Here is a 22258-nt window from a genome sequence, read left to right as displayed (position 1 = left end):
GAACCTCGGCATGGCCGTCATCCACCGCACTGTCCTCGAGCCGACCAAGCTGGAACTGCTCACCTCCTGGCTGCCCACCCGGCCCTGGTACGCGGGCGGCACGGGCGGACCAGAACTGGCCAAGGCCGGGGGCTTCCGGCTGGACGACCCCGAGGGCGAGGTCGGGATCGAGTTCCTCGTGGTCACCGATACCTCCGGCAGCCGTCCGGTCACCTATCTCGTGCCGTTGACCTATCGCGGGGCACCGCTCGAAGGGGCGGAACACGCCCTCGTCGGCATCATGGAGCACGGGGTGCTGGGGCGGCGCTGGGCCTACGACGGCTGCCACGACCCGGTGCTGGTCGCCCAGTTGGCGGCGCTCATCGAGGGCCGGGTCCAGGCCCAGGACCAGAACACCAGCGATGTCCCCGACCGGGAGGTCACCCGCTCCTGTACCGGTGACGGTGCCACCCCCACCGGCTCCATGGCCGGCGCCGCGGACGACCCACAGGGCACCGAGCTGCCCGCACCGCAGGGCACGACACTCCGCCTGCACCGGGTCCTGCGACCTGTCCCGGACAACGAGCCGTTGCCGCCTGCACGGGCGGTCGGCCATGTCGCCGGCTCCTGGGCACTCCCGGACGGCACTCGCGCGCGGGGACTCTTCGTCGTCCTGCACAACGGCACATCGTCGGCCGAACACTGATGAAGAGCGCGGATCGGGGTACCTGGGCCCACATGGCACAGAAAACTGATCACGTCGAATCCGTGCGTGCCGTCCGGCAGCTGCGGCGCATCCGCCCTGTCTACGCGGGCGGTGCGGCCTTGTGGGCCGCATCGGCTGTCTGGACGGGATGGGACGATCCCGGGAGTCGGCAGATGTGGGTGTCGGTGCTCTTCCTGGTGGTCTTCGCCGGTCTCCTGTCCGTGACTTCGCTGTGGCTGTGGCGTCAGCAGGCGGCCGGCGAGGGCAGGTCCGTGCACCACGCCGCCCCGCGAAGGACGGCCACGCGTCGCCACGCCAACGCCTGAGGGCCAACGCCTGAGGGCTGACGGTTGTGGACTGTGGACTGCGGGCTGCGGGCTGCGGGCTGCGGGCTGAAGTCTCGGGCCCTCCGCCTGTCCGGGGCGTCCGCCGTGGCAGGGGCCGATAAATCCTTGGCCCGCCACGGCCTCGGCGTCCTACAGTGAAGGTCGCCGGGTGGAGCAGGTAGGCAGCTCGCTGGGCTCATAACCCAGAGGTCGCGGGTTCAAATCCCGCCTCGGCCACGAAGACCGGGCCCGCCGCACACGCGGCGGGCCCGGTCCTGCGTTGCGGCGTGATGCCGACGGGCCGCGGCGGCCCGAACGTCAGGGCGCGGTTCTTACGGGACTCTGACGTGAGCCTCGGACACCTTCAGCACTGCTGTCACTTCGGCAACTCTGGTCACGCAAGCCCCCGGACTCGAGGAGCCGCACGTGAGCAGGCACAACAAACGCAGGTCGAAGCTTCGGAAGAGGATGACCGTCTTCGGCGGTGGCACGGTGGCCGTCGCCGCCGTGGTCGCGACCGTCAACGTCGCCTCCGCAGACCAGGTTTCACCGGCCGCCACCGCGCCGAAGGCCGACCACGCCGTCTTCGTCCAGGGCAACGAGCTCGCGGGCAACACGATCCATGTCTTCCGCCGAGGCGACGACGGCAAGCTGACCGCCGCGGGGGAGTACGCGACCGGAGGATTGGGCGGGGACCAGGTCGACGCGCCCACCGACTCCCTTGCCTCGCAGGGGAGTCTCGTCTACGACCCGCGTTCCGGCCGGCTGCTGGCGGTCAACGCGGGCAGCGGCACGCTGACATCCTTCGCGGTGCACGGCCGGAAGCTGACGGATCGCCAGACCGTCTCCGCGCGAGGCCGGTTCCCCGCGGGCATCGCGGTCTCGGGCGACCTGGCGTACGTGCTGAACGCGGGTGGCGCCGGAAGTATCCAGGGATACAGGATCACTTCGAAGGGGCTGAAGCCGCTGAGCGGATCCCACCGCGGCCTGGGGCTCGAGAACGGGAGCGTGCCGTTGTTCAGCAGCTCGCCGGGCCAGGTCGCGTTCACGCCGGACGGCCGGAACCTGGTGGTCACGACCAAGTCGGCGAACACCATAGAGGTCTTCCCCGTGGGCCGTGACGGCCGCCCGGCGGCGCAACCCGTGGTGACCGGGTCCGCGGGCATGGTGCCGTTCGCCGTCACCTTCGACAAGGCCGGCCGCATGCTGGTCGCCGAGGCCGCCCAATCGACCGTCACCACCTACCGCGTGCGGCGCAACGGTGCGTTGGACATCGTGCAGAGGTCCCTGCCCAACGGGCAGGACACGTTGTGCTGGCTGGAGCGGGCGGGTGACTTCTTCTACGGGGGCAACACCGGCAACTCGACGGTCACCGGCTACCGGACGGGCCCGCACGGCCGACTCGCCCTGACCAATGAGGCCGGCATCGCCACCGCTCCGTCGGGGAAGTCCCAGGGCGTCATCGACATCGCCGTGGCCGAGGACAAGTTCGTCTACGTCCAGAACGCCACCTCGGGCACCGTGGACGGCTTCAGGGTCGGCCGCAACGGCGCACTCACCAAGGTCACGACGGTCACCGGTCTGCCCGCCTTCGCCGAATCCGGCATGGAGGGCATCGCCGCGGTGTAACGAAGCTGCCTCCGCGGCAGAACGCCCCGGGCCCGCGCACGCGCGTGCTCGGGGCGTTTCTCCGGACGCCTGCCCGGCTCGCAAGGGTGTCGGCGCTCCCCGCCGCGCCCGCCTCGCGGAGAATGGCCGATTGCCGCGCGGGGTGTTCGATGGTCCCATGGGGTCGCGGTACCGCTGCGAAGTGACGTGCGGTACGGCGTGGCCTTCGCGCGCGTGCGACTCGACCGATGAGGAGTGCTCATGTCAGGACAGTTCGAAGCGACGGTCGAGGTCGATCGGGCTGTCGAGGAGGTGTTCGCCTACCTCGCCGACGGGCGCAACGATCCGCAGTTCAGCCCCCGTGTGCTCAAGATCGAGCGGATTCCCGATGCCCCGACCTCGGTGGGCACCGTCTTCCGGAGCACGGTCAAGGACGCCGGGATGAAGACCGCCAGAGAGTTCCGCATCACGGCTCTCGAAGCGCCCGTGAAGATCCGGTGGGCCGAGGCCTCGAAGAACACCGTGACGGTACGTGAGGGCGGTTACGACCTGGAGCCGCTGCCCGGCGGCGGAACCCGGGTCCGTATCTTCAACGTTCTCGAAGGCCACGGGCTGGGCAAGCTCCTCGTCGGCCTGGCGCTCGCCGCCGCCCGCAAGGACGCCCCCGGTTTCGGTTCCCGTATCAAGACGGCGGCCGAGGCGGCGATCGTGCCCCGCTGACGGACCGATGGCGTCGTCGGCGGCGTTTCCCCGTCCGGGGAAGCGCCGGTCAACGGGCGATACGGTGTTTCCTTCCGCCGCGGCGGAACCGTACCCCGGCGTAGAAGAGAGCGGCGAGAAGGACCAAGGCGCCGATGATCAGCAGGTAGAACAGCCCGTGGACCGCGAATCCGATGATGCCCAGGACGAGGGCCACGAGGATCAGAAACAGAAACAGGCTCATTTGCTCTCCCGGCGGCCTCGACGTGTCAGCGACGGGCGAGGCGACGCTCGCCGCCGGCGCCCGGCGCGTAGTCCAGTTCGTAGTGCGCGAAGATCTTCGGTTCCTCCGGGGCAGGGAGTTCGCCGTCGACATCGATCGACGGGGCCTTCTTCACCGCGTTCTTGTCGTGGGCGACCTTCAGGTAGCCCGGACCGACCGTCGCGCCGAGGAGCGGCACGAACACCAGACGGCGACGGGTGGGAAGCCCGACCGTCACCGTGGCGAAGCTGGGCAGGTCCGTCCCGGTGTCCACGTAGACCGACTCCAGGATGCCGATCTTGTGCCCCTGCGGGTCCACCACGTCGTGACCGCGCCACTCACGGATATCGCTTGGCTCGAACATCAGCTACCCCCGCAGGTGCGGGTACCCGCGTTCGCTTCTCCGATGTCATGCGCACACGCCACGGCCGCAAGGAACGCCTGCTGTCGGTCGTGTTCGCCGCCCTGGTCGAGGAAGCCACCTCCACGCTCGGTGTCGACACCCCGCAGACCGGGCAGCTCACCGTCGGCGGGCTCACCGGCTCGCTCACCATCAGGGTCACCGTGACCGGCCCCGAAGGTACGGCGGCCCTGGAGGCGGACGGAGCGGGCAAGGTGGTGCGGCGTACCCCGGCACGCTGACCCGGTGCCCGGCCGGAAACCCGGATGATCGGGGCCGTCCGCCGTGTGCGGATGCGTGAACGAGCCGGTGGCGCGAGTCTGGGAGTGACGACCGACCACTCGTATCGGCCGGGCCCAGGCGCGGCATTCGGTCCGAGGAGAACGCCATGCCGAAGAAGGACGGCCCGAGCAAGGGCGACAAGGTCTCGTGGAAGAGCCACGGCCAGAACGTGACCGGGAAGGTGAAGAGGAAGATCACCGACCGTACGGAGGCGGCCGGCCGCACGGTCGACGCCTCGCGTGAGGAGCCGCAGTACGAGGTGGAGAGCGACAGGACCGGCCGCTCCGCCGTGCACAGGCCGGGTGCCCTGCGCAAGAAGGGCGGCCGGTCCTGACCACCTCGTGGAATGTGTCGACGGTCTCGTCACGGGCGGCGGCCTGCTGCTTCCCCGCCATCAAACTGGGGCCACGATCCCAAGAATTGACCCGCGACAACACGACACGAACGCCTGCAACGCGGTCTCCAGGGTCACCGACTTGACATCGCCGCCCGGCAGCCCGAGCCGTTCCCGGCGACGGGCTTATCGGCGGTCCGGGCCGTGCTCCCAGGTTTTTGGGCCGCCGCCTCGCCACTCGATCAGTGGGGACGACTCGACGTAGGCCTCGTCGGCATCGTTCAACCCGGTCTCGCGCAGGAACTCTGCGACGTCCAGCAGGCCGTACGCCATCCCCAGGAAGTGGTCACCGGCGCGCACCCGTCGCCCGCCGTCCGCGGCGGGTGGGTAGATCACGACGGGGTGCGCTAGGCCCATGGCAACAGCGTGCGCCCCTCGCCGAGCAAGCGCATGCGGGGCAACGGTGGAGTGGGCGCGCGCCCGGTACGCACGCCGCCCGGTCCACGCCCCGCGCGTGCTCTACGCCGAACGGGTGAATCGCGGGTCGGGCGAATTCGGGCATCGCATGGCCGAGGCTGCGCTGGGGAGAAATCCGGCATGTGATGCCGTATCCGGCGACAGAGGGAGGCCTCGGGTGAGCGCAGTCGTCTTCACCGCTGATTTCTCCTCCGACCGTCAGTGGGTGGCGGGCCGTTCCTGGGCCTATCCCGACGGCGGTCCCACCAATCCCGGCGACAACAAACTGGACCACCTCACGGCCGACCCCTCGTACTCCCGCACCGGCACGTTCCGCGCCACGCGCAGAGCCGACGGCCTGTGGGACGCGGGCCTGTTGACCACCGAGGAGAGTGCGGAGGGCTTCATGGTCCGCACCGGAGACCGCCTCGACACCAGGGTGCGCCTGCCCACCGGGCAGGGTTCCTGGCCGGCGATCTGGACCTGGCGGGACGGAGGCAACGAGGTGGACGTGTTCGAGTACCACCCGGACAACCCCGACCTTCTGGAGTTGAGCAACCACGTACGCGAGGGCCACAGTTATGTGCGCGACGAAGCCGTCAGCCCCGGTGGTGTCATCGATCTGAGCGTGACCTTCGGCAGGCGCAGCGTGGTCTGGTCGCTGAACGGCGAGCGGATCTTCGCCGACGGACGGGGTGTCGGGTCCTCCTGGCACGCCTACCTCATCGTCAACCTCTCGGTGTGCGCGGGCCGTTACCACCCGCCTCCGGACGACGCCGCCACCGAGTTGTCGTACGGGGTGGAGAGCCTGGTGGTGCGCCGTGCCGTGGACCGGGGCTCCGGCCCCTGACAGGTGGGGGGCGACGGGACGGTGGCGTCGACGAGAGCGCCGGCGGTAATCCGGGTGCGGTGGGGTAGAGGGACGTCGATCGGCCCCTCACCGTGGTGGCCGGATGTCTCCCGTCGAGAAGGAGCCGAGCATGACCGACGAGGCCTACCTGTTTCTGCTGGACGACGCCGACGTGCCGCTCGGGGTGGCTCCGGCCGCCGTCGGTGACCTCGCCTGCATGGGCACCACGGCGGTACGCGCGTGGCTGAACGCGCAGGGAAGCACGGCGACGTCCCCCCGTCTGCGACTCGTGCCGCCGGAGGAGAGGACGGCCGTTCCCGAGGGAGCGGAACGGCTGCCGGTCCCGCTGAGCGAGGAGGAACTGAGCCGGGTGCGGCATCGGATGGCGTCGGCGGCGCACACCCGGGTCGAGGAGGAGCTGCTCGCCTATCGCGACTGTGCCGACGGCAGGGACGAGCTGATCGGACGGGCACTGGCCGCCGGCGTGCCGCCGCACCGCGTCGTGGAACTGACCGGTGTGGATCCCGCGACGGTGACCGCGGCGGCCGGCGGTCGGTGACACGCCGGCCGTACGCACGTCGTGGGCGACGGCGGTCGGGCGACGGGCGGCCGACCTGGGCGGAGGGCGTGAAGCGGCGCGTCACGCCCCCGGGCCGGGGTCCGGCCGCACGGCCGATTCGACGCCGGCCCGGGCCGCTTCGAGCTGCGCGGCGAACGCGATACCGAGGAAGAGCGCGACGGCCGTGAGGTTGGCCCAGAGCAGCAGGGCGATGAACGCGGTGAGCGGCCCGTACAGGGCACCGAAGGCACCGCTCTTCTCGACGTACAGGGCGAGCAGCCACGTGGCCGCGATCCACAGCAGGAGATGGACGGCGGAGCCGAAGGCCAGCCAGGTGTAGCCCGGCTGCATCCGACGGGGCGACCACCGGAAGATCACGGCGGAGGCCACCCAGGCCAGCGCGAGTCCCACGGGGATGTCGAGCACGCCCCACCAGTGCGGCCCACCGCCCTCCCACCCCGCGGTGTCCGCGATCGCGTCGCCGACGGCCTCGCCGGCCACGAGTACGACGAACCCCAGCCCCAGGGGCAGACCGGCCGACAGCGCCAGGATCAGCGCCCGGCCGTACTTGCGCGGGAAGGAGCGGTCGCGCTCGATGCCGTAGATCCGGTTGGCGCCCCGCTCGATCTGTCCCATGGCCGAGGCGAGGTTCAGTAGGGCGAACGCCAGCCCGAGCCAGAGGGCGAGCGTGCTCCACATGTCGCCGTGGGCGCTGCGCCGCGTCCCGTCGAAGGCGTCCTCGACGATGCCGGCGCTGGCTCCCGGCACGATCCGGCCGAGGGTGAGTTCGATGATCCGGCCCACGCCCTCCGTGTGCACCGAGGTGGCCAGCCCCACGAGCGCCACGGTGCACGGCACCAGGCCCAGCACCACCTGGAAGGCGAGCGCCCGCGCGTTGGTGAAGCCGTCCGCGTAACGGAACCGGGCGAAGGAGTCGGTCAGCAGCCGCAGCCCTCCGTAGTGGCGCAGCGCGGTGAACGCCTCGTCTCCGGAGAGTTCCTCCCCGATCATGTCCCGGGTCTGGGGGACGCGGACGGTGGTTCCCATGACGTTGACGCTCCCTTCTCGCGCGATCGCTCCCTGTCCGATTGCCCCGTGAACCTCGATCACGCACGCCGCCGGGATCGGTTCGGCAAGAATCGCGGCGCGTCGTGCGGGCAGTTCTAGGTAGACTGACCTACCTAGAATCTGGGAGGGAACGGAATGAGTGACACCCCCACCGCCGCGTCGCGACCCGGCAAGGGGCCCGAAAAGGCGCCAGGCAAGGTGCCCGGCAAGGCGCGCGCACGGTTGCTCGCCGCCGCCGCGCGCCGCTTCTACGCGGACGGCGTGTCGGCGACGGGGATCGACACGATCACCGCCGAGGCGGGTGTGGCGAAGATGAGTCTGTACAACAACTTCTCCTCGAAGGCCGACCTGGTGATGGCCTACCTCGATGCGCGGCACGAGGAGTGGCTGGGCCTGTACCGGCGGCGGCTCGAAGGGGTCGGGGACGCTCGCGGTGGCGTACTGGCCGTCTTCGACGCCTACGCCGATCACGCCGCCTTCGCCTACGAGCACGGCTTTCGGGGGTGCGGGCTGCTGAACGCGGCTGCCGAACTGCCCGCCGGGCACGAGGGACGGGACGTGGTGCGCCGGCACAAGGAGGAGGTCGAGTCCCTGCTCTGCGGGCATCTCGGGGAACTCCTGCCCGACCGGCCCGAGGAGGCCGCTGCGTGGGCGGAGCATCTGTCGTTCCTGCTGGAGGGCGCGACGGCACGGGCCGGCCTGGAGGGCGCGGGCACGCGGCTGCAGCATGCGCGGACCATGGCGGCGAACCTGCTGGACCGGCTGTGACGCGGTCCACCGGACCCGCGGTCGGCTCGGTGGGCGCGGGCTCGCTGTGCGTGCTCGTGGCGTCGGTGCTGTGGGGCACCACGGGTACCGCCGCGACCTTCGCACCCGCCGTGGGACCCCTCGCGATCGGGGCCGTGGCCATGGGCCTGGGCGGACTCCTCCAGGCCCTCGTCGCCGCCCCTCGTATCGCACGGGAGATGTCCGCGCTGCGCGCGCGGCGCGGAGTGGTCGTGCTCGGCGCGCTGGCGGTGGGCGTCTATCCGCCGGCGTTCTACACCTCCATGCACCTGGCCGGGGTCGCCGTCGGCACCGTGGTGTCGATCGGCTCGGCCCCTCTCGCGTCGGCCCTCATCGAACGCGCCGTGGACAAACGCCGCCTGACACGCCGTTGGATGACCGGCGCCGCTCTGGGCCTGTCGGGAACCGTTCTGCTGTGCATGGCCGAAGCGGCCCAGGCGCACTCCGGACCCGGCGCCCGTTCGGTGCGGGCGACCGTGCTCGGCGTGGGGCTGGGCCTGGTGGCCGGTTTCACCTACGCCCTGTACTCCTGGGCGGCCCATCGCCTGATCAGCCGCGGGGTCACCTCCGGCGCGGCCATGGGTGCCGTCTTCGGGCTGGGCGGCCTGCTGCTTCTGCCCGTGCTGACGGCCACCGGCGCCCCGCTGCTCGACTCCTGGTCCAACGCGGCCGTCGGCACCTATATGGCCCTGGTTCCGATGTTCACCGGCTACGTCCTGTTCGGTTGGGGTCTGGCACACGTCCCGGCGAGCACCGCGACCACGCTCTCGCTGCTGGAACCCGCCGTCGCAGCCGTGCTCGCCGTCCTGGTCGTCGGTGAACGCCTGCCCCCGCTCGGCTGGACCGGCATCGCCCTGGTCGTCGGCTGCCTCGCCGTACTCACCGCGCCGACGCGTGCCGCTCCACCGACGCGTGCCGCTCCACCGACGCGTGCCGCTCCACCGACGCGTGCCGCTCCACCGACCGGTGCCGCTCCACCGACCGCCAGCGCGTCCCCGACTCGGGCCGCTTCGTCGCCGATGCCGCCGGCGCCGGCGTCGGCGCCGAACGACCTCTCATGACCCGGCGGCCGGGCGGAGCCGGAGCCCCTGCATACCGCCGTCGACGGCCAGCGCCGTGCCGGTCACACCGGCGGCGGCCGGACTCGCGAGATAGACGATGGCGGCGGCGACCTCGTCCGCGGTGACCAGCCGGCCCGTCGGCTGCCTGGCGTGCAGCGCGGCGCGTTCGGCCTCGGGATCGTCGGCGGCGTCCAGCAGCCGGGCCACCCAGGGGGTGTCGGCGGTGCCGGGGTTGACACAGTTGACGCGGATGCCCTCGCGGACGTGGTCGGCGGCCATCGCCAGGGTCAGCGACAGCACGGCGCCCTTGCCGGCGGAGTACAGGGCGCGTTGCGGCAGGCCCGCCGTGGCGGCGATGGAGCAGGTGTTGACCACGGCGGCACGGGACGAGTGCCGCAGATACGGCAGGGCCGCACGGGTCGTGCGCACCATGCCGATCACATTGACGTCCAGGACGTGGTGCCACTGCTCGTCGGGGTTGTCCTCGACGGTTCCGGCGGCACCGATGCCCGCGTTGTTGACGAGGATGTCCAGGCCGCCGAACCGCCCGGCCGCTTCCTCCACCGCGGCCCGTACCGAGGCGTCGTCCGTGACGTCGGCCTTGAGCGCGAGCAACGGCCGTGGCACCCCGGCGGGTTCCCGGTCGAGTACGGCGACGCGGGCGCCCCGCTCGGCCAGCAGTCCTGCCGTGGCCAGTCCGATGCCGGACGCGCCACCGGTCACGAGAGCCCTGAGACCCGAGAGCCCGGTCATGAGGTCGCGTCCCCTTCGGCGAGGTCGGCGGCCCAGAAGGTGCCGTCGGGGTAGCGGTACTCGGCGAGGGACCCGGGATGCATCGCGGCGGAGAAGCCGGGGGACAGCGGCGCGGTGTAGTGGCCGTCGCGGATCACCACCGGTGTGACGAAGTGTTCGTGGAGGTGGTCGACGTACTCGATGACCCGGTTCTCGGTGGTGCCGGACAGGGCCAGGTAGTCGAACATCGACAGGTGCTGCACCAGCTCGCACAGCCCCACACCGCCGGCGTGCGGGCACACCGGCACCCCGAACTTCGCGGCCAGCAGCAGGATCGCCAGGTTCTCGTTGACGCCGCCGACGCGAGCGGCGTCGATCTGGAGGACGTCGAGGGCGCCGGCCTGGAGCAGTTGCTTGAAGACGATGCGGTTCTGGACGTGCTCACCGGTGGCGACCTTCACGGGCGCGACGCCCGCACGCACGGCCGCGTGGCCGAGGATGTCGTCCGGACTGGTGGGTTCCTCGATCCAGTACGGGTCGAACTCCCCTAGGGCCCGGACCCACTCGATCCCCTCGCCGACGTTCCAGCGCTGGTTGGCGTCGATGGCGATACGGATGCCGTCACCGACGGCGGCGCGGGCGGTGCGCAGCCGCCGGATGTCGTCCGCCAGGTCGGCGCCGACCTTGAGCTTGATCTGGGTGAAGCCGTCGGCGACCGCTTCCTTGGCGAGTCGGGTGAGCTTCTCGTCGGAGTAGCCGAGCCAGCCCGGCGAGGTGGTGTACCCGGGATAGCCGCGTTCCAGCAGGGCCGCCTCGCGCTCGGCGAGCCCGGCCCGTCCGTCCCGCAGCAGGGTCAGGGCGTCCTCGGGGGTGAGGGCGTCGGCGATGTAGCGGAAGTCGACCTGGGAGACCAGCCATTCGGGGTCGGCGTGGGCGAGCAGACGCCACAGCGGCTGCCCGGCCCGCTTGGCGGTGAGGTCCCACACCGCGTTCACCACCGCCCCGATCGCCATATGCATGACGCCCTTCTCGGGGCCGAGCCAGCGCAGCTGGCTGTCGCCGATCAGGTCACGGTTGAGCGATCCCGGATCGGCGCACAGTTCCTCGACGGAACGGCCCAGGAGATGTGGGCGCAGGGCGCCGATCGCCGCGACCTGGACGTCGTTGCCGCGCCCGATCGTGAACGTGAAGCCGTGCCCTTCGAGCCCGTCGCCGGCGTCGGTGCGCAGCACCACATAGGCGGCGGAGTAGTCGGGGTCCGGGTTCATCGCGTCGGAGCCGTCCAGGTTCCGGGAGGTGGGGAAGCGGATGTCGTGCGTGTCGACCGAGATGATCCGGGCGGGAGTTGCAGACAAGGGGGTGCCTTTCACGCTTGGCCGAAGGTCTGCCGCTGGCCGCCGAGCCCGTCGATCTCGAGCTCGACGGTGTCGCCGGGACGGAGGTAGGGAGTGCCGGGCAGGCCGAGGGCCACACCCGCGGGCGTACCCGTGTTGATCACGTCACCCGGCTCCAGAACCATGTACTGGCTCAGGTACGACACGAGGTGGTGGACCGGGAAGATCATGTCGCGGGTGTGGCCGTGCTGGCGCTTGACGCCGTTGACGGTCAGCCGGAGTCCCAGGTCCTGCGGGTCGGTGACCTCGTCGGCGGTGACGAGCCACGGGCCCAGCGGGTTGAACGTTTCGCAGGACTTGCCGAGGTCCCATTGCGGCGAGTACTCGAGCTGGAACTCCCGCTCGGAGACGTCGTGGCTGACCGCGTATCCCGCGATCACCCCCGGCGCCTCCTCGGGGCCCGACAGATAGCGGGCACGCCGTCCGATGACGACCGCGAGTTCGACCTCCCAGTCGGTCTTCCGGGAGCCGCGCGGGACCAGCACCTCGTCACAGGGGCCGACGACGGTGCCCGGGTCCTTCATGAAGACCACCGGACGAGCCGGGATCGCGGCCCCGGTCTCGGCGGCGTGGTCGCGGTAGTTCAGACCGACGCAGACGATCTTTCCCGGCCGGGCGACGGGCGCGCCGACCCGCAGGCCTTCGGCGTCGAGCTCCGGCAGAGCGCCGGCCTCGATGGCCGCGCGCGCCCGGTCGACACCGCCACAGGAGAGGAAGGCGCCGTCGATCTCGGGGGTCACCGGGCTCAGGTCCAGCAACCGGTCGTCGTCGACGCGGACCGCGGGTCGCTCCTCTCCCGGGGGGCCGACGCGTAGCAGTTTCACTGAGCAACTCCCTTGTCATGGGTGCTTCGTCCGCGAGTGCGCTCCCGTGCCGTGAAGAGCCGCCGGGCGAGCAGGGCAGGCCTCTTCGCGCAGGTCACCGGCCGGATCACGCGCACGGTCTGGACTCGACCAGCATTCATCGGAGGAATGACGACTCCGTGACTGTAAAGGCTCATCAGCGTCTGGGCAATGCAGTCCTCGGATGTATCCGTCGTGATCCGGTCGTTCTCACCGAAGCGCACAGGAACTTGTCCGCATTCGTCGGGGAAGCCTCGCGACCCCTGCGTGTCCCATCGGACGAATTGCCGCCGAGTGCGTCGCGCGACGGATCGACGGCCTCTTCCGTTCGGCGGCGACGGCCGGCCACCGCCGAGGCGCTTCATGCACCCGTCGCGGTGGCGCCGGCGGCCCCAGGTCACCCCCGGGCATCGTCTCCGAGAGCGGGACCATGCCGAATCGTGAACTCCGGAGCCTGTCGCGTCCCGAGCGGACGCCGGAGGACAAGCCCAGCTCAGACCCGATCGAACAGGTGCGATCAAGGTTGCCGGTCGGACTGGTGGCCGTATGTGGGGCGCTGCCGTGGAAATCGTTGGGGGACGGACTCTTGTCAACGTCGGCAACGCCGTCGTAACGTCCACGTCGTCCCGGATACATCGGAGGAATCAGCTTCGCTGGCTCTCTCGGCTGTTCAGTACCGCTTTCTCGGCCCTCCTCTTCACCCTCATCCCATCCCGCCGGCACGGTCCGCGCATGCCTTCGGCGGCGGCCACCTTCACGGTTCGAGTTCCCGTCCCGCCCACTGGGCGGGACGCCTCTGCCGCCGCCGCGCACCGCCCTGCCCTGGCTAAGGAGAAACACACGGCCATGAAGCTCGCTCGCACCCGTTCCGCCGCCGCAGCCGCCGGCACCGTCCTCGTGACGCTCGCCCTCGTCACCGCATGCAACCGCGAGAGCACCAGCTCGGGTGCGGCGGGCGGCGCGGACAAGCCCGCCGTCGGCGTCGACCTGCCGCGCTCCGACTCGGACTTCTGGAACTCCTACGCCGACTACGTGAAGAAGGACGTCAAGGCCGACGGCGTCAACGCGCTGCCGCTGAGCAACTCGCAGAACGACGTCACCAAGCTGGTCGCCAATGTGCAGGTGTTCCAGAACACGGGCGCCAAGGCGATCGTCATGGCGCCCCAGGACACCGGTGCCATCGCCTCCACGCTCGACACGCTCGCCTCGAAGAAGATCCCCGTGGTCAGTGTCGACACCCGCCCCGACAAGGGTGACGTCTACATGGTCGTACGCGCCGACAACAAGGCGTACGGCACCAAGGCCTGCGAGTTCCTCGGCAAGCAGCTCGGCGGCACGGGCAAGGTCGCCGAACTCCAGGGCGCCCTCGACTCCATCAACGGGCGCGACCGCTCCGAGGCCTTCGCCGCCTGCATGAAGGAGAAGTTCCCGAAGATCAAGGTGTTCGAGCTGCCCACCGACTGGAAGGGCGACGTGGCCTCCGCCAAGCTCCAGAGCCTGCTCGCCCAGCACCCCGACCTGAACGGCATCTACATGCAGGCGGGCGGTGTGTTCCTGCAGCCGACCCTGGCCCTGCTGGAGCAGAAGGGCCTGCTCAAGCCGGCCGGCCAGAAGGGGCACATCTCGATCATCTCCAACGACGGCATCCCGCAGGAGTTCGACGCGATCCGCAAGGGCCAGATCGACGCGACCGTCTCCCAGCCCGCCGACCTCTACGCCAAGTACGCGCTGTACTACGCCCAGGCGGCGGCCGACGGCAAGACCTTCAAGGCGGGGAAGACCGACCACGACTCCACGATCATCGAGATCCCGAACGGTCTCGAGGACCAGCTGCCCGCGCCGCTGGTGACCAAGGACAACGTCGAGGACAAGACGCTGTGGGGCAACAACGTCGGCTAGCGACCGGCCCGGCCCCGACGGCAGGCACGCGGAGGGGCCGGCGCACCCCGTCCCTCCGCCCCCTGCCCGTACCCCCGCATCCGGACCGGAAGGACGGTATTCACCATGGCGGACTCCGCGACCGCCCCGGCGACCGGCACCGTGAGCCGCGCCCCGGTGGCCGAGGCGACCGGAATCAGCAAACGGTACGGCGCCACCGTCGCGCTGCGCGACGCCCGCATCAGCATCGCCGAGGGCGAGTCGCACGCCCTGGTCGGACGCAACGGCGCGGGCAAGTCGACGCTCGTGTCCATCCTCACCGGACTTCAGCAGCCCGACACCGGCACCCTGCGCTTCTCCGGCGAACCGGCGCCCGCCTTCGGCGACATCGACGCCTGGCGGTCCCGGGTGGCCTGCGTCTACCAGCGGTCCACGATCATCGGGGACCTGACCGTCGCCGAGAACCTCTTCCTCAACCGGCAGAGCGACGCGGCGTTGCGCCCCATCCGCTGGAAGGACCTGCGCGGGCGCGCCGAGCAGCTGCTCGGCGAGTACGGAGTGGACGTCGACCCCACGGTCCGGGCCCGCCATCTCACGGTGGAGCAGCGGCAGTTCGTCGAGATCGCCCGGGCCCTGTCCTTCGGCGCCCGGTTCATCATCCTGGACGAGCCGACCGCCAAGCTGGACGCCCGCGGAATCGACCGGCTCTTCGACAAGCTCCGTGACCTCCAACGGCAGGGTGTCGCCTTCCTCTTCATCTCCCACCACCTGCAAGAGGTCTACGACCTGTGCACCACGGTCACCGTCTACCGCGACGCGGCCCACATCCGCACCGCGGCGGTGGCCGGACTCGGCAAGCACGAGCTGGTCGAGGCCATGACCGGTGAGTCCGCCCCGACGACGGGTGCCGACGAGGCGAGGACGGCCTCCCCGGCCGGCGCCAAGGTGCTCCTGGCCGTCGACCGGCTGACCCTGACCGGCACCTGCCGAGACCTGTCGCTCTCCGTCCGCACCGGTGAGGTCGTCGGCCTCGCGGGCGCGACGGCCAGCGGCAACGTCCAGGTGGGGGAGGCCGTCGCCGGACTGCACCGCGCCGAGGGAGGCAGCATCTCGGTCGACGGCCGGACCATCCGTACCGGCAGTGTCCCGGCGTCCCTCACCGCGGGCGTCGGCCTGGTGCCGGAGGACCGGCACGTCCAGGGTCTCGTGCACGACCGCAGCGTCGCGGAGAACGCGACCCTCACCGTCACCGACCAGCTCGGCCCGTTCGGTACCGTCCTGCCGGCCCGCACCAGGACCTTCGCCCAGCGCATGATCCGCGATCTCGACATCAAGACGCCGGGTGCGGGCACCGCGGTCTCCGCGCTCTCCGGCGGCAACCAGCAGAAGGTCGTCGTGGCCCGGGCCCTGGCCACCGACCCCCATGTCCTGGTCGCCATCCGGCCCACCAACGGAGTGGACGTCAAGTCCAAGGAGTTCCTGCTCGCCAGGATCCGTGGGGTCGCCGACACCGGGAAGGCCGCGCTGATCGTCTCCGACGAACTGGACGACCTCAGGGCGTGCGACCGGGTCTTGGTCATGTTCCACGGACGCGTGGTCGCGGAGTTCGACCGCGGCTGGAAGGACGAACAGATGGTCGCCGCCATGGAGGGCGTCGCCGGTACCCCCGCAGCAGCCGAGACCGAAGAGCACGGAAGGTAGTCATGTCCGCCACCACCGATGTCACCGACCCCGCAGCGAGCGTGGGGCAGACGACCGCCAAGGGCACCCGGCGCGGACTCGATCTCGGCCGCTTCCGTGAACTGTCCCTGGTCCCGGCCATCCTGGTCCTCGGCCTGATCGGGTTCATCGTCTCCCCGGCCTTCCTCACCTCCGACAACCTCATCGGCGTGGCCCAGCAGTCCACCGAGCTGAGCCTGCTGGTCCTCGCCACGGCGCTGATCCTGATCGTCGGCCGGATGGACCTGTCCCTGGAGTCCACGATCGGGGTGGCGCCCGTCATCGCCGTCTGGCTGGTCCTGCCCACCAGTGGCGGCCGGTTCAACGGCCTGGGGCTCCTTCCGCAGTGGACGGCGATCCCGCTCTGTCTCCTGGTGGGCGTGGCGATCGGCGCCCTCAACGGCTTCCTCATCCTCAAGCTGCGCCTCAACGGGTTCATCGTCACGCTCGGCGGGCTGACCATGCTGCGCGGACTCCAAGTGGCCCTGTCCGAAGGCCAGTCCATCGTGGATCTGCCGCCCTCCTTCACCTACCTGGGCAAGGCTTCCTGGCTGGGTGTCCCGGCCGCCATCTGGATCTGCGCGGTGCTGTTCGCCGCCGGCGGCTGCGCGCTGGCCTGGCTGCGGCACGGGCGGGCGCTCTACGCGATCGGCGGCAACGCGGAGGCCGCCCGGACCGCCGGTATCCGGGTCGACCGGATCGTGTGGGTCGTCCTGATCATCGGCAGCCTGCTGGCCGCGTTCGCCGGCATCCTCTACAGCGGTCACTACGGTTCCATCTCCGCCACCCAGGGCAGCGGCTGGATCTTCCAGGTCTTCGCCGCGACCGTCATCGGCGGCGTCAGCCTCAACGGCGGCAAGGGCTCGGTGTTCGGCGCGCTCACCGGCGTGCTGACCCTCCAGCTGGTCGTCAACGTGATGACGCTGGCGGGCGTACCGCCGCTGTGGAACCAGTTCCTCAACGGCGCGATCATCATCGTCGCGCTGATCATCTCCCGCTTCGCCTCCGGCGAGAAGCAGGAGTAGACGCGGTATCCGGGGCATCACGCGGGCTCGTTCCGGGGCCGCGTGGAGCCCCGCCGTGTTCCTTCGGGACAGAGAGGCACCCCTCGTGGCACTGACGGACGAGGCGATGGAGAAGATCAAGGCGATGATCGTCGCGGGCGAACTCGCCCCCGGCTCCCGACTGCCCAAGGAGGATGCCCTCGCCGGTCAGCTCGGTCTGTCCCGAAGCTCGCTGCGTGAGGCGGTCCGTGCGCTGACCGCCATGCGCATCCTGGTCACCCGGCAGGGCGACGGCACCTATGTCTCCAGCCTGGAGCCGCACCTTCTGCTCGAGACGATGTCCTTCGCCGCCGACGTCTCCCACGGGCGGACCGCCCTTCAACTGCTCCAGGTGCGCAGACTGCTGGAACCGCCGGCGACCGGGCTGGCCGCCACCCTGCTGACCTCCGAGGACCTCGAAGAACTCGGCGTCATCCTCGAACGGTCCCGGGCGGCCGCCACGGTGGACGAGTTCGTCGCCCACGACATCGCGTTCCACCTGCGCATCGTCGAAGCCGTCGGCAACCCCGTGCTGTCCATGCTGTTGCGCGTCCTGTCCACCCGTACCCAGCGGGTCCGCATCGTGCGGGGCAGCCGGACACAGCGCGCCGTGGAGCGCGCGCACGCGGAACACGAGGAGATCCTCCGCGCGCTGAGGGCACGTGACGCACTGTTGGCCGTCTCCGCCGCGACGGTCCATGTGGCCGCCGTCGAGCACTGGCTCGCGGCGAGCTGGGTCGACGCGGACGGGCCGTCAGTCGACGGCTAGTCACACCTCTAGACATCCGATCTATCTTCCCGTGAAGATGGCTTACGACGACAAAGCCCTCGGCGGATGTCGAAGTGGCTGCTCCTCCCTCCGTGAAAGAGCCGATGAATGGGCCGGGAGATCTTGCTGTGATCAATGAATCCCAACCGCTGAGACGAAGCATCCTCAAGTTCGGCGGTGCTCTCGCCGTCGCGCCACTGGCCACTCAGCTGACGGGCGCCACGCCTGCCGGACAGGCCGTCGCCGCCGGGGCCCACGCGTCGGCGGGCATCCAGTGGCCGGCCCTGTCGCGCAAGGCGCTGACGTACTCCGTCCCCGCCGCGGACTGGCAGTCGCAGGCCCTGCCGATCGGCAACGGCCGGCTCGGCGCCATGCTCTTCGCCGATCCCCACGAGGAGCGCATCCAGTTCAACGAGCAGAGTCTGTGGGGCGGAGTCAACAACTACGACAACGCGCTCGCCGGCAAGCCGGACAGCGATTTCGACACCGGCATGACCGGCTTCGGCTCCTACCGCGACTTCGGCGACCTCGTCGTCACCTTCGCCTCCCGTCCGAAGCCCACGGTCACGGCACCGGGAGGACCGTACAGTTCCTCCCCCTCGGAGGGCGTCGACAAGACGTACGACGGCGAATCGAGCACCAAGTGGTGCATCGAGGGCCCCGGTGCGGAGGTGCGGTGGCAGGTCGAACTCCCCGAACCCGTCGTGGTCGCCTCCTACCGGCTGACGAGCGCCAACGACGTGCCGCAGCGCGACCCGCAGGAGTGGACGTTCTCCGGTTCCGCCGACGGCGCCACCTGGACCACGCTGGACAGCCGCACCCTGGACGCGCCCTTCGAGAGCCGCTTCCAGACCAAGGAATTCACCGGTGCCCACAGCGCGGCCTACCGCTTCTACCGGTTCGACTTCGTCCCCAAGGCGGGCGTCAGCCACTTCCAGGTGAGCGAGATCGGCCTGGACGGCGTGGACCTCGGCGGGGACACCTCGCTCTACCTGTCGTCGCCGAGCGGGCACGCGCAAGGATCCGCCCGGCTCGGGGCCCGGGGCACGGACATCTCGCGTTCGGTGGACCGCGATCCCGCCACCGTCTGGCGGGTCGACGGCGCCGCACCCGCCGTCAGCTGGCAGGCCGACCTGCCCCGCCCGGCCGTCGTCACCTCGTACACGCTGACGGCGGCCCCCGACCGCCCGCGCGACGACCCCCGGCAGTGGACGCTCGAGGCGTCGCAGGACGGGACCACCTGGACGACCCTCGACACGCGGAACCCGGGGGCTCCCTTCGCCGGCCGCGGCGAGAGCCGGACCTTCTCCTTCACCAACGGCACGGCCTACCGCGTCTACCGGCTCACCCTGACCCCCGGCGCGTCCTCCACCGGCTGCCAGATCGCGGAGATCGCGCTGGCGGGCAAGGGCTTCGACACCCGCGCCCAGCGCACCGTCGTCGACTACCGGCGCACGCTCGACTTCGTCGAAGGCCTCCATGTCACCCGCTTCGGCGCGCCGGGACAGCGCGTCCTGCGGGAGGCCTTCGCCGGCCGGTCCGCGGACGTCATGGTCTTCCGGTACACGTCGGACAGCGCCGACGGACTCTCCGGCGCGATCTCGCTGACGTCCGCGCAGGACCAGGCCCCGACGACCGTCGACGCCGACGCCGGGCGGATCGCCTTCAGCGGTGTCATGGGCAACGGACTCAAGCACGCCTGCACCGTCCAGGCGGTACACACCGACGGCGACCTCAGCGCCGACGGAGCGGTGCTGAGGTTCAGCGGCTGCACGAGCCTGACCCTGTTCCTCGACGCCCGCACCGACTACCGGCTCGACGCCGCCGCCGGATGGCGCGGAGCCGCTCCGGAACCGATCATCGCCAGGGCGCTCGACCAGGCGGCCGCCCGGCCCTACGACAAGCTGCGCGCCCGGCACATCGCCGAGACGCGTGCCCTCATGAACCGTGTCTCGGTCGCCTGGGGCACCTCCCCGGCCGCCGTCGTCGCGCTCCCCACCGACGCCCGGCTGGCGCGTTACGCGGCGGGCGGGGAGGACCCGACACTCGAACAGACCATGTTCGACTACGGCCGGTACCTGCTGATCAGCTCCTCCCGGCCGAACGGCCTGCCCGCCAACCTCCAGGGCCTGTGGAACGACCAGAACCAGCCGGCCTGGGCCTCCGACTACCACACCAACATCAATGTCCAGATGAACTACTGGGGAGCCGAGACGACGAACCTGCCGGAGTGTCACGAGGCGCTCGTCGGGTTCATCGAGCAGGTGGCGGTGCCGAGCCGGGTGGCGACCCGCAACGCCTTCGGCCAGGACACCCGCGGCTGGACCGCCCGCACCAGCCAGAGCATCTTCGGCGGCAACTCGTGGGAGTGGAACACCGTCGCGAGCGCCTGGTACGCCCAGCACCTCTACGAGCACTGGGCGTTCACCCAGGACCCGACCTATCTCCGTACCGTCGCCTACCCGATGATCAAGGAGATCTGCGAGTTCTGGGAGGACCATCTCAAGGAGCGCGAGGACGGACTCCTCGTCGCACCCAACGGCTGGTCCCCGGAGCACGGGCCGCGCGAGGACGGCGTCATGTACGACCAGCAGATCATCTGGGACCTGTTCCAGAACTACCTCGACTGCGAGGCGGCGCTCAAGGCGGATCCCGCGTTCCGGGCCAAGGTCGCGGACATGCAGGCGCGCCTCGCGCCGAACAGGATCGGCCGGTGGGGCCAGCTCCAGGAGTGGCAGGAGGACATCGACAGCCCCGACGACATCCACCGCCACACCTCGCACCTCTTCGCGGTCTACCCGGGCCGCCAGATCACCCCGCGGACGCCCGACCTCGCCGCCGCGGCCCTCGTCTCCCTCAAGGCGCGGTGCGGCGAGAAGGAAGGCGTCCCGTTCACGGCCGCGACGGTTTCGGGCGACAGCCGCCGCTCATGGACCTGGCCCTGGCGGGCGGCCCTCTTCGCCCGCCTCCGCGACGGTCGGCGCGCCCAGGTCATGCTGCGCGGACTGCTGACCTACAACACGCTGCCCAACCTGTTCTGCAACCACCCGCCCTTCCAGATGGACGGCAACTTCGGCATCTCGGGCGCCGTGGCGGAGATGCTCCTGCAGAGCCACGACGGAGTGATCGACCTGCTGCCCGCGCTGCCGGACGGCTGGAAGGCTGAGGGATCCTTCACCGGGCTCCGTGCCCGGGGCGGCTACGAGGTCAGCTGCGAGTGGCGGAAGGGGAAGGTGACGTCCTACAAGATCGTGGCCGACCGGGCGCGGAACCGGAAGGACGTCACCGTCCGGGTGAACGGCGTCGACAGGAGGGTGAAGCCGGACAGGCCCTGACAGCGGCACCGGCTCGCTGCGGCGGCGCCCGGCCGACGGCCCGGCCCGCCCGGTCCACACCGGCGCGGGGCCGGGTGACGGATCCCTCACGGATTCCCCGCGCCAAGGAGTGGACCCGCCGCCTCACCCGGGCCGATCGTGGGCGCCATGGATGATCACCGCATGGAACCCGTCGACCCCGGTGGGACCGCCGAAGCCACCCCTGTGGGAGAGGAGGCGGGGGAGGTGCGCGCTTTCTGGGGCCGCCTCGGCCTTCCCGGCCTCGTCGACGTCCACACGCACTTCATGCCCGAGCGGGTCCTGCACAAGGTCTGGGCCTACTTCGACGCGCTCGGACCACAGACCGGCGGGCTCGAGTGGCCGATCACCTACCGGAACGAGGAGAGCGAACGGACGGTCCTGCTGAGGGAGTTCGGCGTACGGGCCTTCACCGCGATGCTCTACCCGCACAAGCCGGGCATGGCCCGGTGGCTGAACGACTGGGCGGCCGACTTCGCCCGCCGCACGCCCGACTGTCTGCACACCGCCACCCTCTACCCCGAGCCGGGCGTCGAGACCTACGTCCGGGAGGCCGTCGAGGCGGGCGCGCGTGTCTTCAAGGCGCATGTACAGGTGGGGGCGTACGACCCGGCCGACGAACTCCTCGATCCGACATGGGGGTTGCTGGCCGAGGCCGGAATCCCCGTCGTGATCCACTGCGGCTCCGGGCCCGCACCCGGCAAGCACACGGGACCCGAGCCGATCGCCCGGGTGCTGGCGCGGCACCCCCGGCTGCGACTGGTCGTCGCGCATCTGGGGATGCCCGAGTACGAGGAGTTCCTCGGCCTCGCCGAACGGTACGGGGAGGTCCGGCTGGACACGACGATGACGTTCACCGACTTCGCCGAGGAGCTGATGCCTTTCCCCGGCAGGGCCCTGCCCCGGCTGGCCGGACTCGGCGACCGTGTCCTGCTCGGCTCCGACTTCCCCAACATCCCCTATCCGTACGTGCACCAGCTCCAGGCGCTGGAGCGGCTGGGCCTCGGGGACGAGTGGCTGCGGGCGGTGTGCCACGACAACGCGGCAGAGCTGTTCGGCCTCTGAGAGCCCCGTCGTGGTTCTCGCCGCCCCGTCGCCGGTGACCCGTCCGGCCGGGGGCGGAACGTCCTACCGGAGCATGAGCCGGCGACC

23 protein-coding genes and 1 tRNA gene are annotated in these 22258 nt (G+C 70.7%); 17 read left to right on the top strand and 7 right to left on the bottom strand.

Annotation, left to right across the window (positions count from 1 at the left end):
• The first annotated feature begins 10 nt into the window (after positions 1-10).
• From OG933_RS03515 to OG933_RS03495, 5 genes are all read left to right on the top strand, one after another.
• Positions 11-685 (top strand): maltokinase N-terminal cap-like domain-containing protein, encoded by a 675-nt coding sequence (locus OG933_RS03515; RefSeq protein ID WP_405625281.1) that lies wholly within the window; start codon positions 11-13, stop codon positions 683-685.
• 32 nt (positions 686-717) lie between these two features.
• Entirely contained in the window at positions 718-1011 is a 294-nt protein-coding gene (locus OG933_RS03510) for a hypothetical protein (RefSeq protein WP_057606782.1), read from the top strand.
• A 163-nt stretch (positions 1012-1174) separates the two neighbouring features.
• A tRNA-Met gene (locus tag OG933_RS03505) sits at positions 1175-1248 on the top strand.
• 189 nt (positions 1249-1437) lie between these two features.
• On the top strand, positions 1438-2640 hold the full coding sequence (locus OG933_RS03500) for a lactonase family protein (protein WP_405625278.1): 1203 nt from the start codon (positions 1438-1440) through the stop codon (positions 2638-2640).
• 240 nt (positions 2641-2880) lie between these two features.
• The gene (locus OG933_RS03495; protein WP_362521735.1) at positions 2881-3339 is read left to right on the top strand and encodes an SRPBCC family protein; all 459 of its coding nucleotides are present in this window, start codon (positions 2881-2883) and stop codon (positions 3337-3339) included.
• A 49-nt stretch (positions 3340-3388) separates the two neighbouring features.
• Here the strand turns inward: OG933_RS03495 and OG933_RS03490 are convergent, their stop codons facing one another.
• Both OG933_RS03490 and OG933_RS03485 read right to left on the bottom strand, forming a co-directional pair.
• Positions 3389-3562, bottom strand: a complete 174-nt coding sequence (locus tag OG933_RS03490; protein ID WP_362521733.1) for a hypothetical protein — start codon at positions 3560-3562, stop codon at positions 3389-3391.
• 25 nt (positions 3563-3587) lie between these two features.
• Positions 3588-3944, bottom strand: a complete 357-nt coding sequence (locus OG933_RS03485) for a PRC-barrel domain-containing protein (protein ID WP_362521731.1) — start codon at positions 3942-3944, stop codon at positions 3588-3590.
• Between the two features lie 47 nt (positions 3945-3991).
• Here OG933_RS03485 and OG933_RS03480 point away from each other — a divergent pair, with 47 nt between their 5' ends.
• On the top strand, positions 3992-4222 hold the full coding sequence (locus OG933_RS03480) for a hypothetical protein (protein WP_405625277.1): 231 nt from the start codon (positions 3992-3994) through the stop codon (positions 4220-4222).
• A gap of 146 nt (positions 4223-4368) precedes the next feature.
• Positions 4369-4596: a DUF2945 domain-containing protein gene (locus tag OG933_RS03475; RefSeq protein ID WP_405625275.1), complete on the top strand. Its 228-nt coding sequence runs from the start codon at positions 4369-4371 to the stop codon at positions 4594-4596.
• Positions 4597-4782: 186 nt separating this feature from the next.
• On the opposite strand, the gene OG933_RS03470 is transcribed toward OG933_RS03475, so the two are convergent.
• Positions 4783-5013 (bottom strand): hypothetical protein, encoded by a 231-nt coding sequence (locus OG933_RS03470; protein WP_054237554.1) that lies wholly within the window; start codon positions 5011-5013, stop codon positions 4783-4785.
• A gap of 217 nt (positions 5014-5230) precedes the next feature.
• On the opposite strand from OG933_RS03470, the gene OG933_RS03465 reads away from it, so the two are divergent.
• Together OG933_RS03465 and OG933_RS03460 are read left to right on the top strand one after the other, a co-directional pair.
• A complete protein-coding gene (locus tag OG933_RS03465) occupies positions 5231-5902 on the top strand; it encodes a beta-glucanase (protein ID WP_267021955.1) in 672 nt (223 codons plus the stop codon).
• A gap of 130 nt (positions 5903-6032) precedes the next feature.
• Positions 6033-6461 (top strand): DUF6003 family protein, encoded by a 429-nt coding sequence (locus OG933_RS03460; RefSeq protein ID WP_405625272.1) that lies wholly within the window; start codon positions 6033-6035, stop codon positions 6459-6461.
• An 81-nt stretch (positions 6462-6542) separates the two neighbouring features.
• On the opposite strand, the gene OG933_RS03455 is transcribed toward OG933_RS03460, so the two are convergent.
• Positions 6543-7508 (bottom strand): YihY/virulence factor BrkB family protein, encoded by a 966-nt coding sequence (locus tag OG933_RS03455; RefSeq protein WP_405625270.1) that lies wholly within the window; start codon positions 7506-7508, stop codon positions 6543-6545.
• Positions 7509-7664: 156 nt separating this feature from the next.
• Between OG933_RS03455 and OG933_RS03450 the strand changes: the two genes are divergently transcribed.
• Together OG933_RS03450 and OG933_RS03445 are read left to right on the top strand one after the other, a co-directional pair.
• A complete protein-coding gene (locus OG933_RS03450) occupies positions 7665-8297 on the top strand; it encodes a TetR/AcrR family transcriptional regulator (protein ID WP_362521725.1) in 633 nt (210 codons plus the stop codon).
• Positions 8294-9376, top strand: coding sequence for a DMT family transporter (locus OG933_RS03445; protein ID WP_405625268.1), 1083 nt, complete (start codon positions 8294-8296; stop codon positions 9374-9376). Before OG933_RS03450 ends, OG933_RS03445 begins: the two co-directional genes overlap by 4 nt.
• Here the strand turns inward: OG933_RS03445 and OG933_RS03440 are convergent.
• Genes OG933_RS03440 through OG933_RS03430 form a run of 3 tightly spaced genes read right to left on the bottom strand, consistent with a single transcriptional unit; the run spans position 9371 to position 12326 of the window.
• Positions 9371-10129 (bottom strand): SDR family NAD(P)-dependent oxidoreductase, encoded by a 759-nt coding sequence (locus OG933_RS03440; RefSeq protein WP_405625266.1) that lies wholly within the window; start codon positions 10127-10129, stop codon positions 9371-9373. The genes OG933_RS03445 and OG933_RS03440 overlap by 6 nt on opposite strands.
• On the bottom strand, positions 10126-11463 hold the full coding sequence (locus OG933_RS03435) for an L-fuconate dehydratase (protein ID WP_405625264.1): 1338 nt from the start codon (positions 11461-11463) through the stop codon (positions 10126-10128). Before OG933_RS03435 ends, OG933_RS03440 begins: the two co-directional genes overlap by 4 nt.
• Positions 11464-11474: 11 nt before the next feature.
• On the bottom strand, positions 11475-12326 hold the full coding sequence (locus tag OG933_RS03430; protein WP_362521720.1) for a fumarylacetoacetate hydrolase family protein: 852 nt from the start codon (positions 12324-12326) through the stop codon (positions 11475-11477).
• A gap of 864 nt (positions 12327-13190) precedes the next feature.
• On the opposite strand from OG933_RS03430, the gene OG933_RS03425 reads away from it, so the two are divergent.
• From OG933_RS03425 to OG933_RS03400, 6 genes are all read left to right on the top strand, one after another.
• On the top strand, positions 13191-14243 hold the full coding sequence (locus OG933_RS03425; protein ID WP_405625262.1) for a sugar ABC transporter substrate-binding protein: 1053 nt from the start codon (positions 13191-13193) through the stop codon (positions 14241-14243).
• Between the two features lie 105 nt (positions 14244-14348).
• Positions 14349-15923, top strand: coding sequence for a sugar ABC transporter ATP-binding protein (locus OG933_RS03420; RefSeq protein WP_405625260.1), 1575 nt, complete (start codon positions 14349-14351; stop codon positions 15921-15923).
• 2 nt (positions 15924-15925) lie between these two features.
• Positions 15926-16966, top strand: a complete 1041-nt coding sequence (locus tag OG933_RS03415; RefSeq protein WP_020126569.1) for an ABC transporter permease — start codon at positions 15926-15928, stop codon at positions 16964-16966.
• 85 nt (positions 16967-17051) lie between these two features.
• Positions 17052-17753 carry a FadR/GntR family transcriptional regulator gene (locus OG933_RS03410; RefSeq protein WP_362521717.1) on the top strand — a complete coding sequence of 234 codons (702 nt, stop codon included), beginning with the start codon at positions 17052-17054 and terminating at the stop codon, positions 17751-17753.
• Between the two features lie 128 nt (positions 17754-17881).
• A complete protein-coding gene (locus OG933_RS03405; protein ID WP_405625257.1) occupies positions 17882-21088 on the top strand; it encodes a glycosyl hydrolase family 95 catalytic domain-containing protein in 3207 nt (1068 codons plus the stop codon).
• Positions 21089-21250: 162 nt separating this feature from the next.
• Entirely contained in the window at positions 21251-22171 is a 921-nt protein-coding gene (locus tag OG933_RS03400) for an amidohydrolase family protein (RefSeq protein WP_362533080.1), read from the top strand.
• Positions 22172-22258: the final 87 nt, after the last annotated feature.

The sequence above is a fragment of the Streptomyces sp. NBC_00016 genome (genome assembly GCF_045040885.1).
Taxonomy (GTDB): domain Bacteria; phylum Actinomycetota; class Actinomycetes; order Streptomycetales; family Streptomycetaceae; genus Streptomyces; species Streptomyces coriariae.
Note: the sequence above shows the minus strand (reverse complement) of the source record. Positions and strands in the feature narration are given on the sequence as shown.